The sequence below is a fragment of the Lentzea sp. NPDC042327 genome, assembly GCF_040647275.1.
Classification (GTDB): domain Bacteria; phylum Actinomycetota; class Actinomycetes; order Mycobacteriales; family Pseudonocardiaceae; genus Lentzea.
The window spans coordinates 593,181-605,654 of sequence record NZ_JBEZBX010000005.1 but is presented as its reverse complement, the minus strand read 5'-3'; the positions used below and the strand labels follow the sequence as shown (position 1 = coordinate 605,654).

Below are 12,474 nucleotides of genomic sequence, written 5' to 3'. Positions count from 1 at the left end.
GGGGTACGTCTCAATCGGTGGTGCGACCGGGTGAGAACCGTCACGCTAGCGGAGTGCTTGCTCCCGTTTGCACCGCTGCTACTGGCGGGTAACATCCGGGTGATGGCAGGGTCGTGAACACCCGGCGGCGCAGTTCTGAAGTCCTCTGCGCGTCGCCGCCCGTCCGCAGGAGGTCGAAGAGGACCTATGAACATTGTTGTCCTGGTCAAGCAGGTGCCTGACACCTGGTCCGAGCGCAAGCTCACCGACGCCGACCACACCCTTGACCGCGAGTCCGCGGATGCAGTGCTCGACGAGATCAACGAGCGCGCCGTCGAAGAGGCCCTGCAGCTGCAGGAGGCCCACGGCGGTGAGGTGACCGTGATCGCGATGGGTCCCGACCGCGCCACCGACGCCATCCGCAAGGCCCTCTCGATGGGTGCCGACAAGGCCATCCACGTGAACGACGAGGCGCTGCACGGCTCCGACTCGCTGGCCACCGCGAAGGTCCTCGCCAAGGCCATCGGCACCGTCGAGGGCGTGGACCTCGTCATCGCCGGCAACGAGGCGACCGACGGCCGCGCGGGTGCCGTCCCGGCCATCATCGCCGAGCTGCTGGGCCTGCCGCAGGTCACCCAGCTGCGCAAGGTCACCGTCGAGGGCACCACGATCAAGGGCGAGCGCGAGACCGACGAGGGCGTCGCGTTCCTCGAGGCGTCGCTGCCCGCCGTGATCTCGGTGACCGAGAAGATCAACGAGCCGCGCTACCCCTCCTTCAAGGGCATCATGGCCGCGAAGAAGAAGCCCGTCTCCACGGTCTCGATCGCGGACCTGGGCGTCGACGCGGCCGAGGTCGGCCTGTCCGGTGCGTGGACCCAGGTGCTCGAAGCGGCCCCGAAGCCGCCGCGCACCGCCGGTCAGCGCGTCGAGGACGGCGGCGACGGCGGCGCGAAGATCGCCGAGTACCTCGTCGGCCAGAAGCTCATCTGAGGGAGTGGAAACCATGTCTGAAGTACTGGTCCTGGTCGACCACGTCGACGGCGAGGTCAAGAAGGTCAGCTACGAGCTGCTCACGGCCGCCCGTCGCCTCGGCACCCCGTCCGCGGTCATCGTCGGTGCCCCCGGCACCGCCGCCAAGGTCCGCGAGTCGCTCGGCAGGTACGGCGCGGCCAAGGTCTACGCCGTCGAGTCCGACGACGCCGTCAACTACCTGGTGACGCCGAAGGTCGACGCGCTCGCCGCCCTCGCCCCGAACGCCGCCGCGGTGCTCGTCTCCGCGACCGCAGAGGGCAAGGAGGTCGCGGGCCGCCTGGCCGTGCGCATCGGCTCCGGCTGGCTCGTCGACGTCGTGGACGTCGAGGCCGACGGCACCGGCGTGCAGTCCATCTTCGGTGGCGCGTTCGTCGTCAAGGCGAAGGTCAGCCAGGGCACCCCGGTCATCACGGTCCGCCCCGGCGGCGTCGACGCCGAGGAGTCCGCCGCGGACGCCGCGCTCGACGAGTCGGTCTCCGTGTCCGTGGACACCGCCAAGGCCGCCCGCGTCACCTCCCGCGAGGCCGTGGTCGGCGGCGACCGCCCCGAGCTCACCGAGGCCTCCGTGGTCGTCTCCGGTGGCCGCGGCGTCGGCTCCGCCGAGAAGTTCTCCGTCGTCGAGGAGCTCGCCGACTCGCTCGGTGCCGCCGTCGGTGCCTCGCGCGCCGCGGTCGACTCCGGCTACTACCCGCACCAGTTCCAGGTGGGCCAGACCGGCAAGACGGTCTCGCCGCAGCTGTACGTGGCGCTGGGCATCTCCGGTGCCATCCAGCACCGCGCGGGCATGCAGACCTCGAAGACGATCGTCGCGGTCAACAAGGACCCCGAGGCCCCGATCTTCGAGATCGCCGACTTCGGCGTGGTGGGCGACCTGTTCGCCGTCGCACCGCAGCTGACCGGCGAGGTCCAGAAGCGCAAGGGCTGAGCACGACCAGCTCACCGGAAGGGCCGTCCCGTGCGCGGGGCGGCCCTTCCGCGTGCGCGGGCACCACCGGCTCTTCACCCGACTGCCACTGACCGGTCATCGTTGTGCCCTGCTGTCATTCGCCAACGCGGGATCACCCTGGTGCGCATGACGCAGCCGGAACTGCTTGTCAGCACCCCCGCCCGGCAGGGTGAGGACGTTCCCCGCTACTCCCTCCTCGTCGCCAGGGACGGCGCCGAGGTCGTCGCCGCGCAGAAACTGCGCCACGAGGTGTTCGCCGGTGAGATGGGCGCGACGCTGACCACGAGCGTGCCCGGCCACGACGTCGACGAGTTCGACCGGCACTGCGACCACCTGGTGGTGCGCGACGACCGCACCGGCCAGATCGTCGGCGGCTACCGGATGCTGCCGCCGGAGCGCGCCAGGGAGGCCGGGCGGCTCTACGCCGACACCGAGTTCGACCTCGCCAACCTCGACCACATCCGGCACACCACGGTCGAGACCGGCCGGTCGTGCGTGCACCCCGACCACCGCAACGGCGCCGTCGTGAGCCTCGTGTGGGCCGGCATCGCGCGCTACATGCTGCTGAGCGGCCACAAGTGGCTCGTCGGCTGCGCCAGCATCCCGTTGCAGGACGGCGGTGCTCTCGCGGCCGGGGTGTGGGACACCGTGCACGCCAAGCACTACGCGCCCGAGCAGTACCGCGTGACGCCGCACCGGCCGTGGGACGTCGACGCGGTCGAGCGGCCCGCCAGGACCGTGCTGCCGCCGCTGCTCAAGGGGTACCTGCGGCTCGGCGCCCGGATCTGCGGGCGGCCCGCGCTCGACGCCGACTTCGGGGTGGCCGACCTGTTCATCCTGCTCGGCATGGACCACGTGGACCAGCGGTACCTGAGGTTCTTCCTGGGGGAGACGTCGTGAGCCACGCCTGGATGCCCGCCTCGCCGTGCGGCGACGGGTGCGTCGGGTCGGCCCCGCGGACCGCGGGCGGGGTCAGGCAGCTCTGGCGTGCCGTCACGGCCCTGACGGCACTGCTGTGCGGCGTGGGGATCGTCCTCGCGTTGCTGCTGCCGCGCGCACAGCGGGAAACCGTGGTGCGGCTGTGGTTCCACGCCCTGCTGCGCGCGTTCGGCGTGCGCCTGGAGGTCCACGGCGCCCGCAGGTTCCAGGAGGTGCCGCAACGCGGTGTGCTCGTCGCCAGCAACCACGTGTCGTGGCTGGACGAGCTCGCGATCGACGCGGTGCAGCCCATCCGGATCGTCGCCAAGAAGGACATCAAGGGCTGGCCGGTGCTCGGCCGGATCATCACCGCGGCCGGCACCGTCTACCTCGACCGCGAACGGCTGCGCGAGCTGCCGCGGACCGTCGCCGAGCTGGCGGCGACCCTGCGCGCCGGGTCCGCCGTCGGCATCCACGCCGAGGGCACCACGTGGTGCGGGCTCGCCTCCGGGCGCTACCGGCCGGCGTTGTTCCAGGCCGCCCTGGACGCCGGTGTGCCGGTGCGGCCGATCGTGCTGCGCTACCGGGTCGACGGCCACGTGAGCACGCAGCCCGCGTTCATCGGCAGCGACACCCTGGTCGACTCGATCCGCCGGGTGCTGCGGGTGAGGGGCCTCACCGTCGAGGTGCACGTGCTCGACGAGATCGCCCCCGGCCGCGCGGAGAACCGCAGGCAGCTCGCGAAACTTGCACAAGAGCAATCAAATCGCTTGACCTCGACCGAACTGGAAGTTGCACGATCTACCGGTGACACTCACCGCGTCCCGGCCGTCTCGCCTCTGGTCGCCTGACCGCCGCTGGCCCACGACGGGCATCGTCCTGCTGGTCACGCTCCTCGCCTTCGAGGCGATGGGCGTCGGCACGGCGATGCCCACCATGGTCCGCGAGCTGCACGGCGAGGCGCTGTACGCGTGGCCGTTCCTCGCGAACCTCGCGGCGAGCGTCATGGCCACCGTCTTCTCCGGCCGCCTGTCGGACCGGCGCGGCCCCAAGCCCGCCGTGCTGATCGGCGTGAGCCTGTTCCTCGCCGGCCTGGTCGTCGCGGGCGTCGCGGAGAACATGACCGTGCTGCTGGCGGGCAGGGCCCTGCAGGGCCTCGGCGCCGGCTTCCTGATCGTCGCGATCTACGTCGTCATCGCGCTGGCCTACCCGGAGAGCGACCGGCCCGCGGTGTTCGGCGCGCTGTCGGCGGCCTGGGTGGTGCCGTCGCTCGTCGGACCCGCCGTCGCCGGGTGGGCGACCGAGCACCTGACCTGGCGGCTCGTGTTCCTCGCGATCGTCCCGCTCGTGCTCGTCGGCAGCGTGCTGCTGGTCCCGGTGCTCAGGAAGCTGCCACCGCACACCGCGACCCCGCCGGTGCGCCGGTTCCTGCCCGCCGCCGCGCTGGCCGCCGGTGCCGGGGTGGCGAGCCTGAGCTGGGCGTTGCAGCACCGCACGTGGTGGCTGCTCGCCGTCGCGCTGCTGCTCCTCACACCCGCGGTGCGCATCCTGCTGCCCAAGGGCACGCTGATCGCCCGCCGCGGCCTCCCCGTCACGATCCTCGCCCGCGGCCTGCTCGCCGGCACGTTCTTCGCGGTCGAGAGCTTCATCCCGCTCACGCTGACCGTCGTGCACGGCTACTCGCCGCTGGAGGCCGGCATCCCGCTCACGGTGAGCGCCCTCGGCTGGGCCGGAGCGTCGATGTGGGCGTCGCGGCACCCCGAGATCGAGCGGTACACCCTCGTGCGGACCGGGTTCCTGTTCACCGCGGCCGGCATGGCGGCCGTGACGCTCGTCGCACCCTCGTGGGGCCCTGCCTGGCTGACGTTCCTGCTGTGGGCCGTCGCGGGCGCCGGCATGGGCATGGCGACCTCCAGCGTCGGCGTGCTGATGATGGCCGCCTCACCCGAGCAGGACCGGGGCTTCAACTCGGCTGCCCTGCAGATCTCCGACATGCTGGGCTCCGCGACCATGATCGGACTCGGCGGTGTGCTGGTGCTGGCGACCGCCCCCACGGCGGGCGTGGTGGTGCTGAACCTGTCGATGGCGGCGTTGGCCGTGGTGGGAGCGGTTCTGACCGGGCCCCGCATGCGGGCTACGCTGGAGCCCTGATGGCTTATCTCGACCACGCTGCCACGACCCCGATGCACCCCGAGGCGGTCGCGGCCATGACCGAGGCGTTGTCCACCACGGGCAACGCCTCGTCGCTGCACACCTCCGGCCGGCGGGCGCGGCGTGCGGTCGAGGAGGCGCGGGAGAACATCGCCGACGCCCTCGGCGCCCGGCCGTCCGAGGTGCTGTTCACCGGCGGCGGCACCGAAAGCGACAACCTCGCGGTCAAGGGCGTCTACTGGGCCCGCGAGGGCAAGCGCCGCGTGCTCGCCTCGGCCGTGGAGCACCACGCGGTCCTCGACGCCGTCGAGTGGCTGGAGCAGCAGGGCGCCGAGGTCACCTGGCTGCCGGCCGACCGGTTAGGGCGGGTGTCCGCCGAGTCGGTGCGCGAGGCGCTGGACGACGACGTGGCGCTCGTCACGACCATGTGGGCGAACAACGAGGTCGGCACCATCAACCCGGTGCACGACATCGCGGCGTTGTGCGCCGAGCGCGGTGTGCCGTTCCACACGGACGCAGTGCAGGCCGTGGGGGCGGTGCCGGTGCACTTCGCCGCGTCCGGCGCGTCCGCGCTGACCATGACCGGCCACAAGGTCGGCGGCCCCTACGGCGTCGGCGTGCTGCTGCTCGCGCGTGACGTGAAGTGCACGCCCCTGCTGCACGGCGGCGGCCAGGAACGCGACGTCCGCTCCGGCACCCTGGACGTGCCGTCGATCGTCGGCCTCGCCCGCGCCGTCCGCATCGCCGTGGAGGAGCAGGAACAGCGCGCTGCCGAGCTGGTCGCGTTGCGCGAGGAGCTGATCGCCTCGGTGCGTGCGGTGGTGCCGGACGTGGTCGTCAACGGCGACCCGGTCGACCGGCTGCCCGGCAACGCACACCTGACGTTCCCCGGCTGCGAGGGCGACAGCCTGCTGATGCTGCTCGACGCACGCGGCGTCGAGTGCTCCACGGGCTCCGCCTGCACCGCGGGCGTGGCGCAACCGTCGCACGTGCTGCTGGCGATGGGCGTCGAACCCGCGCCGGCACGCGGATCTTTGAGGTTCTCCCTCGGGCACACCTCGACGCGTGCCGACGTCGAGGAGTTGGCGGGCGTGATCGGTCCCGTGGTCGAACGCGCGCGCACGGCAGGTCTGGCAGGCATGAGGCGTTCCCGGAAGGTGGTCAAGCAGTGAAGGTCCTCGCGGCGATGAGCGGCGGTGTCGACTCCGCGGTGGCGGCGGCCCGCGCCGTTGAAGCGGGACACGACGTGACGGGCGTGCACCTGGCCCTGTCCGCCAAGCCCGGCACCCTCCGCACCGGCGCCCGCGGCTGCTGCACCGTCGAGGACGCCCACGACGCCCGCCGCGCCGCCGACCTGATGGGCATCCCGTTCTACGTCTGGGACTTCGCCGAGCGCTTCACCGAGGACGTCGTCGAGGACTTCGTCGCCGAGTACGCCGCCGGCCGCACCCCGAACCCGTGCCTGCGCTGCAACGAGCGCATCAAGTTCGAGGCGTTGCTGGACAAGGCCATCGCCCTCGGCTTCGACGCGGTCTGCACCGGCCACTACGCCCGCCTGCAGGTGGTCGGCGGCCGCCCCGAGCTCCGCCGCGCGGCCGACCTCGGCAAGGACCAGTCGTACGTGCTGGCCTCCCTGACCGCCGACCAGCTCGCCCACGCCATGTTCCCCCTGGGCGACACGACGAAGGACGACGTGCGCACCGAAGCCGCAGCACGCGGCCTCTCAGTCGCGAAGAAGCCCGACTCGCACGACATCTGCTTCATCCCGGACGGCGACACCCAGAAGTTCCTCGCCTCCCGCATGGAGACCAAGCCCGGCCTGCTGATCGACGACGCGACCGGCGCCGTGCTCGGCCGGCACGCGGGCGTGCACGAGTTCACCATCGGCCAGCGCAAGGGCCTGGGCATCGACGGCCCCGCCCCTGACGGCCGGCCCCGTTACGTGCTGGCCCTGGAGCCCGTCTCCGGCAACGTCCGGGTCGGCTCGGTGGAGAAGCTGGCGGTCACAGGCATCTCGGCTTCCTCGCCGATCGCGCACGTCGACCTGGACGGTCCCGTGGAGTGCGTCGCCCAGGTGCGCGCGCACGGCGGTACCTCGCCCGCCGTGGCCGAGGTGGTCGGCGGCGTGTTGCGGGTGCAGCTGCGGGAGCCGTTGAAGGGTGTGGCGCCCGGGCAGGCGGTGGCGATCTACCGGCCCGATGCCGGCGGTGACGTGGTGCTGGCCAGTGCGACGATCGACGCGACCAGCTGATTCGCTGGGGCTGTCGGTGTTGGGGTGTCGCCCGGTCGGGTGATGTGTGTCCGGAAACGCTCGCTCGCTCGCCCCGTGGGGGAAGAGGAACGCGGGGTGGCACGGCGGTCGCGGTGGTTCCGGGGTGTGCGGGCTCGTGGGGTCAGGACTGGCGGTGGGCCGCGACAGTCCGACGATCAGGTCAGTGGCGGCGGTCGGGTGATAACCGGCCCGTGGCGACTGGCCCGGTAATAGCTGGCCTGGCGCATGGGATCGCCCCAGCGGTGACCACCCTGGCGGTGGTCGGCCCTGGTAGTCGGCCTGCGCGGTGGTCACCTGGCTGACCACCGACCCGCCCGCGCTCAGCTCACCTGCGCTCGGCCAGCCGCGTTCGCCCGCTGGCGCTCAGCCCGTCCTCGCTCAGCCAGCCGCACTCAGCCCAGCCGCGCGCTCGGCCAACCCACGCCCAGCCCACCTGCGCTCAGCCCGCCCGCGACCAGCCCGCCCTCACCCCGGCAGCCACTCCGAGTTCGCTCCACACAGGAGCACACACGGAAGCTCCCCAGGAACCTCCCCCTTGAGGAACCCCGCGAACGCCACCGCCCCAGCTGGCTCCACCGCCAACCGGAACTCCTCCCACAGCCGATCCCGCGCAGCCAGCAGCTCCGCGTCGGACACGAGCACCGACGTGACGTTGTGGCGCTGCAACACCTCCAGCGGCACCGTGCCCACCTGCGTCGCGCCGAGTGCCGACGCCGCAACGGAGTCCACCGGGCCGTCCACGGGCTCACCGGCTTCGAGGCCGCGGTGCACGGCGCAGCAGCCGGAGGGCTCGACGTTCACGATCAAGCGACCGCCAGAGGCCAGTGCGGCGCCGGCGATCAGGCCGCCGCCGCCCGAGGCGATCGCGATCGTGTCCACCTCGGGCACGTCCTCGACGATCTCGCGGGTCACCGTGGACTGTCCCTCGATGACGACCGGGTCGTTGTAGGCCTCGACGTAGAGCGGGCCGAGGTCGCGGGCTGCGGCTGCGGCCTCGGCGTAGGTGGTGCCGTGGCGGATCAGCTTGGCGCCCAACGCCTCGATGCGGCGGGTCTTCGCCTCGGGGGCGGTCATCGGCACGAACACGGTGGCGTGCATGCCGAGCAGGTGCGCGGCCTGGGCGACGGCGATGCCGTGGTTGCCGCCGGAGGCGGTGACGACCTCGTCCACGCCGGACAGGGTGAGGAGCTTGTTGACCGCGCCGCGGACCTTGAACGAACCGGTGAGCTGGAGGTGCTCCAGCTTGAACACCACCGGGCGACCGTCCACAGCGGTGCGCAGGACCGGGGTGCGGCGCACGTGGTCAGAAAGCGTTCTCATGTGACCAGCTTCCACAAGAACTGCGCCAGAGTCACGATTCCCAGCAGGAAACACACGATGACGAACGTCCCACCGGCCATCACGAGCAGGCAGGCGCCCCAGGACGTCTCCTCCCGCGGGGTCGCGTCGAGCTCGTGCTGCAGCTCGACGCGCGCCTCCAGGTACAGCGACGCGAGGCGGGTGCGAGCGGCCTCGGTCGGGGCCTCCTCCACACGGCCGGCCCAGTTCAGCGCGACGAGGCGGACCTGCGCGCGGCGGTAGGCGCGTTCGAACGCCAGGGTTTCCTCGGGGTCGCGGTCGTCGGAGAGGTACGTCCAGCGACCGGCCTGCGCGGGCTGGCCGAGCACGCGGTACGCCTCGGCGAGGCGGTCGCGCAGGTCGAGCCGGTGGGGGTAGGTGCCGACGAGTCCCGCGAGGCGTTGACGTGCGCGGAGCACGTTCGCGAGGTCGCCGCGCCGCAGCTCCTCGGCCGCTTTGTTGAGCGTCAGCTCTACCGGCATGCCGAGTAGTTTCGCAGGCGCGGCTAGCTTTGACCCGTGTTCGTCCTGTCGCTTGTGGTGTCCGGCCTCGCGTGGTGGCTCGGCCTCTACCTGCTCGCCCGCGATCCCGCCAAGCCCGTGCTGTGGTGGTCCGGCGCCGGTCTCGTCGGATGTGCGGCACTCGTCGTCATGCCTCATCCTGTGCTGTTGGGCGTGCCCGCACTCGCGTGGACTGGGGCGATCCTGGTGCTGGCACGGCCGGAGCTCGTCCGCTGGTGGATCTTCGCGGTGGTGCCGGTCTTCGCCGCGGCGCTGTGGCTGCCGTGGGTCGTGCTGCTCCCGCTGGCCGCGGCGACTGCGCTGGCGGCGGGGAAGCGTGCCTATTTTTCACTCGTTGGGGTGATGTTCGCGCTCTCAGCGGCGGCGTTCCTGCTCGATTGGGTACCCACCGCGGTCGCGTTGCCGGCGATCGGACTCGACGTGCTGCTGTTCGGCGTGCTCGTCGCCGTCACGGACGCGGTCGAGGAGGGGCAGGCGATCCGCGCCGACATGCTGCGCTCGCTGGTGATCTCCGGTTTCACCGCCGTCCTGTTCGGTTCGCAGGTGCTGCTCTTCGACGGCCCGCAGCTCCTCGCCTGCACGACGGTCGCCGCCGCCATCGCGGTCCAGGTGCTGGCGAACCCGCTCGCCGCCGCCGTCGACCGCCTCGCCGTGCCCGCCGTCGCCGCCGAACGCGCCGAGCTCCGCGACGCGGCCGAGGCGCTGCCCAGGCAACGCCCGCTGGTGACCGAGGACGAGGCCGAGTTCGCGCGGCTGACCCGCAGGGCGCTCAGCCATTACGGCGACCTCGGAAAGCTCGTCGCGAGCCCGTTGATCGCGCTGACCGAGGAAGCACCGCCGCTCGACCGCGCGGCACAGCTGAAATCCATGTTGCTGACGAGCATCCAACGGCTCAAGCCCGCGGACGGCGATTTCGGCACGAGCGACGAATGGCGTTATTACAACGCCCTGTACTTCTACTACGTCAAGGGGATTCGGCCGTACTCGGTCCGCACCAAGCGCGAGGACCTCGACGCCGAGGACCGCCGCGCGCTGCAGTGGTTCGTGGCACAGGTGCCCGAGCGCACCCTCCACAACTGGCAGAACGCGGCCGCCCGGCTGGTCGCGGCGGACCTGGTGGCAGGAGTCGGCAGCGCTTGACGTGGTCCTGGCAGTGATCACCGGGCCACGGTCGGGCCATGGTGAAATTCGCCTTGAAACTCGACGGTGTCGCTTCGTTCGGCCTGGGCCTGCTGACCCTCCTGATCCGCCCGGAGGTGGGAATGCCGGTGGGCTGGCAGATCGGGCTCGGTGCTTTCTGCGTCGTTTACGGCGCGGGCGTGTTCTTCCTCGGAACGCGCGCCGTCCCGGACCGCCGGATCGTGCTGCTGGTCATCATCGGAAACGCGGTGTGGGCGCTCGACAGCATTCTCACCGCGGAGCTGGAGTGGTTCCCGCTGACCGGTCTCGGCGTCGCGCTGGTGCTCGCCCAGGGCCTCGCGGTGCTCGGGTTCGCGGTGCTGCAGCTCATCGGTCTGCGGCGCGCAACGTCCGGGACCGGCCCCGGAACTCAGCCACGACCTCGGACCCTCGCCTGACCGTGATGTCGTAGATCCCGCTGCGGCCGAACCGGGTCCGTTCCACCGCCTCCGCCACGAGCTCGTCGCCCGCGTGCACCGGCCGGATGAAGTCGATCTCGGCCGTGGCGGCGACGGTGACGGACCCAGCCCTGTTGCAGGCGCACGCGAACGCCGAGTCGGCCAGCAGGAAGACGTAACCGCCGTGCGCGATGCCGTGCCCGTTCAGCATCAGCTCGGTCACCGTCATCCGCAGCACCGCGTACCCGTCGCGCAGCTCGACCGGCGTGATGCCCAGGGCGGTGGAGGCCTTGTCCGCGGCCAGCATCTCAGCAGGACCATTCATTCGTGGCAGCGTAATCACCCTGGCGGTGGTGTCACCCCGCGTCGACCCGGCCTTACTGTCCGAATGCTTGATCGCTCAAAACGGAGGTGGTCATCATGGGTGGATGCTCTTGCTGCGGCGGGTGCACGGGTCCGGGCTGCGGGTGCTGCAGCAGCTGTTAGGAGGCTCGGACAGGACGAACGAGGGCCGGCGCGGTGAACTCCGCGCCGGCCCTCGCCGTCGCCGGGTGGGGAGTGGTGCGGGAACGCGGGGCGCGTCGCGCTCCCACACCACGTGCGGGGAGGTGCTCGCACGCTCGGCACCTGCTCAATCACGGTAAGTGGCCTAGACCATGGCGTCAATGGGTCTAGACCTCTTCTGTCCGCAGGACAGTGGAACAATCTGCCGGTGCGCGGAGCAACTGGAATCGGATCGCTGCCCGGAACCGACATCGACGAGGCGGCGCGGGTGGTCGTCGGCGAGCTGCCGGAACTGCCGCACGTGCCGGAGCTGCCTGCGCGGGGAGTGGGCGCGGACGTGATCGGCCGCACCGCCGGCCTGCTCGTCGACCTCGCGATCGAGGTGATCACGTCCGGCTACCGGGTGACGCCGCGGCCCGGCCGTGACCACCGCCGTGCCGTCGACCTGCTGCGCGGTGACCTGGACGCGTTCGACGAGGCGCTGGAACGCGCTGGTGCGAGCCCGGACACGGTCAAGGTGCAGGCGGCGGGGCCGTGGACGCTGATGTCGAACATCGAGCTGATGCGCGGACATCGGGTGCTCACGGACCGCGGCGCCGTGAAGGAGTTCGCCGAGTCGCTGGCGGAAGGCCTGCGTCGGCACGCGGCCGAGGTCGCCAGGCGCACCGGTGCGAAGGTCGTGGTGCAGCTCGACGAACCCGGCCTGCCCGCCGTGCTGGAGGGGCTGCTGCCGACCCCGTCGAAGCTCGGGACGGTGCCCGCGGTGCCCGGACCGGACGCGCGCGCGGTGCTCGCCACCGTCATCGAGGCGCTCGACGGCCACGAGGTGCTCGTCCACTGCTGTGCGCCGCAGCCGCCGCTGACGCTGCTGCGGGAGGCGGGCGCGGCGGCCATCGCGTTCGACCTGACCCTGGTCAAGGGTGCCGCGGCGCTCGACGAGATCGGCGAGACCTGGGAGGCGGGCACGACGCTCGCGCTCGGGCTGGTGCCGAGCACCGACCCCGGCACGCCGGTGACGTTGAAGGACGTCGGGCAGCGGGCGTTCACGCTGGCCGACCGGCTGGGCTTCCCGCGGTCGGTCCTCGCGGAGAAGGCGCTGCCGACGCCGACGTGCGGCCTGGCCGGTGCCACGTCCGGGTGGGTCAAGCGCTCGCTCGCCCTGACGCGGGACCTCTCCTCGGCGTTCGTGGAGCCACCTGAGGGCTGGTGATGTCCGGTTTGTGGAGCTAGTCTGCT

The 12,474-nt window shown here is 71.8% G+C and carries 13 protein-coding genes; 10 read left to right on the top strand and 3 right to left on the bottom strand.

The genetic code is table 11. The features are described from left to right. Positions 1-186 precede the first annotated feature (186 nt). From AB0A63_RS16680 to mnmA, 7 genes are all read left to right on the top strand, one after another. Positions 187-969, top strand: coding sequence for an electron transfer flavoprotein subunit beta/FixA family protein (locus tag AB0A63_RS16680; protein WP_360391353.1), 783 nt, complete (start codon positions 187-189; stop codon positions 967-969). Between the two features lie 13 nt (positions 970-982). Then, positions 983-1,936 carry an electron transfer flavoprotein subunit alpha/FixB family protein gene (locus AB0A63_RS16675; protein ID WP_360391349.1) on the top strand — a complete coding sequence of 318 codons (954 nt, stop codon included), beginning with the start codon at positions 983-985 and terminating at the stop codon, positions 1,934-1,936. Positions 1,937-2,083: 147 nt separating this feature from the next. Then, positions 2,084-2,857, top strand: a complete 774-nt coding sequence (locus tag AB0A63_RS16670; RefSeq protein ID WP_360391346.1) for a GNAT family N-acyltransferase — start codon at positions 2,084-2,086, stop codon at positions 2,855-2,857. Next, on the top strand, positions 2,854-3,726 hold the full coding sequence (locus AB0A63_RS16665) for a lysophospholipid acyltransferase family protein (RefSeq protein ID WP_360391344.1): 873 nt from the start codon (positions 2,854-2,856) through the stop codon (positions 3,724-3,726). The genes AB0A63_RS16670 and AB0A63_RS16665 overlap by 4 nt, the downstream gene beginning before the upstream one ends. After that, complete coding sequence (locus AB0A63_RS16660; RefSeq protein ID WP_360391341.1) at positions 3,683-5,026, top strand: MFS transporter; 1,344 nt, start codon at positions 3,683-3,685, stop codon at positions 5,024-5,026. The genes AB0A63_RS16665 and AB0A63_RS16660 overlap by 44 nt, the downstream gene beginning before the upstream one ends. After that, positions 5,026-6,198 (top strand): cysteine desulfurase family protein, encoded by a 1,173-nt coding sequence (locus AB0A63_RS16655; RefSeq protein WP_360391339.1) that lies wholly within the window; start codon positions 5,026-5,028, stop codon positions 6,196-6,198. Before AB0A63_RS16660 ends, AB0A63_RS16655 begins: the two co-directional genes overlap by 1 nt. After that, entirely contained in the window at positions 6,195-7,277 is a 1,083-nt protein-coding gene (mnmA, locus tag AB0A63_RS16650) for a tRNA 2-thiouridine(34) synthase MnmA (protein ID WP_360391336.1), read from the top strand. Before AB0A63_RS16655 ends, mnmA begins: the two co-directional genes overlap by 4 nt. 486 nt (positions 7,278-7,763) lie before the next feature. Here the strand turns inward: mnmA and AB0A63_RS16645 are convergent, their stop codons facing one another. Both AB0A63_RS16645 and AB0A63_RS16640 read right to left on the bottom strand, forming a co-directional pair. Continuing rightward, positions 7,764-8,618, bottom strand: a complete 855-nt coding sequence (locus AB0A63_RS16645) for a serine/threonine dehydratase (RefSeq protein WP_360391333.1) — start codon at positions 8,616-8,618, stop codon at positions 7,764-7,766. Beyond that, entirely contained in the window at positions 8,615-9,118 is a 504-nt protein-coding gene (locus AB0A63_RS16640) for a DUF6584 family protein (RefSeq protein ID WP_360391330.1), read from the bottom strand. Before AB0A63_RS16640 ends, AB0A63_RS16645 begins: the two co-directional genes overlap by 4 nt. 36 nt (positions 9,119-9,154) lie before the next feature. Here AB0A63_RS16640 and AB0A63_RS16635 point away from each other — a divergent pair, with 36 nt between their 5' ends. Further along, a complete protein-coding gene (locus AB0A63_RS16635) occupies positions 9,155-10,297 on the top strand; it encodes a hypothetical protein (protein ID WP_360391327.1) in 1,143 nt (380 codons plus the stop codon). 38 nt (positions 10,298-10,335) lie between these two features. Beyond that, positions 10,336-10,734 carry a hypothetical protein gene (locus AB0A63_RS16630; protein ID WP_360391324.1) on the top strand — a complete coding sequence of 133 codons (399 nt, stop codon included), beginning with the start codon at positions 10,336-10,338 and terminating at the stop codon, positions 10,732-10,734. Here AB0A63_RS16630 and paaI read toward each other — a convergent pair. Beyond that, positions 10,664-11,059 (bottom strand): hydroxyphenylacetyl-CoA thioesterase PaaI, encoded by a 396-nt coding sequence (gene paaI, locus AB0A63_RS16625; protein WP_360391321.1) that lies wholly within the window; start codon positions 11,057-11,059, stop codon positions 10,664-10,666. The genes AB0A63_RS16630 and paaI overlap by 71 nt on opposite strands. Positions 11,060-11,446: 387 nt before the next feature. On the opposite strand from paaI, the gene AB0A63_RS16620 reads away from it, so the two are divergent. Further along, a complete protein-coding gene (locus AB0A63_RS16620) occupies positions 11,447-12,448 on the top strand; it encodes a methionine synthase (RefSeq protein ID WP_360391318.1) in 1,002 nt (333 codons plus the stop codon). The last annotated feature ends 26 nt before the right edge of the window (positions 12,449-12,474 follow it).

What these genes read in the sequence shown, in the direction of transcription:
- AB0A63_RS16680 (WP_360391353.1), top strand. Translation starts at nt 187, where the DNA reads ATGAACATTGTTGTCCTGGTCAAGCAGGTGCCTGACACCTGGTCCGAG.
- AB0A63_RS16675 (WP_360391349.1), top strand. Translation starts at nt 983, where the DNA reads ATGTCTGAAGTACTGGTCCTGGTCGACCACGTCGACGGCGAGGTCAAG.
- AB0A63_RS16670 (WP_360391346.1), top strand. Translation starts at nt 2,084, where the DNA reads ATGACGCAGCCGGAACTGCTTGTCAGCACCCCCGCCCGGCAGGGTGAG.
- AB0A63_RS16655 (WP_360391339.1), top strand. Translation starts at nt 5,026, where the DNA reads ATGGCTTATCTCGACCACGCTGCCACGACCCCGATGCACCCCGAGGCG.
- AB0A63_RS16645 (WP_360391333.1), bottom strand. Translation starts at nt 8,618, where the DNA reads ATGAGAACGCTTTCTGACCACGTGCGCCGCACCCCGGTCCTGCGCACC.
- AB0A63_RS16640 (WP_360391330.1), bottom strand. Translation starts at nt 9,118, where the DNA reads ATGCCGGTAGAGCTGACGCTCAACAAAGCGGCCGAGGAGCTGCGGCGC.
- AB0A63_RS16630 (WP_360391324.1), top strand. Translation starts at nt 10,336, where the DNA reads ATGGTGAAATTCGCCTTGAAACTCGACGGTGTCGCTTCGTTCGGCCTG.
- paaI (WP_360391321.1), bottom strand. Translation starts at nt 11,059, where the DNA reads ATGAATGGTCCTGCTGAGATGCTGGCCGCGGACAAGGCCTCCACCGCC.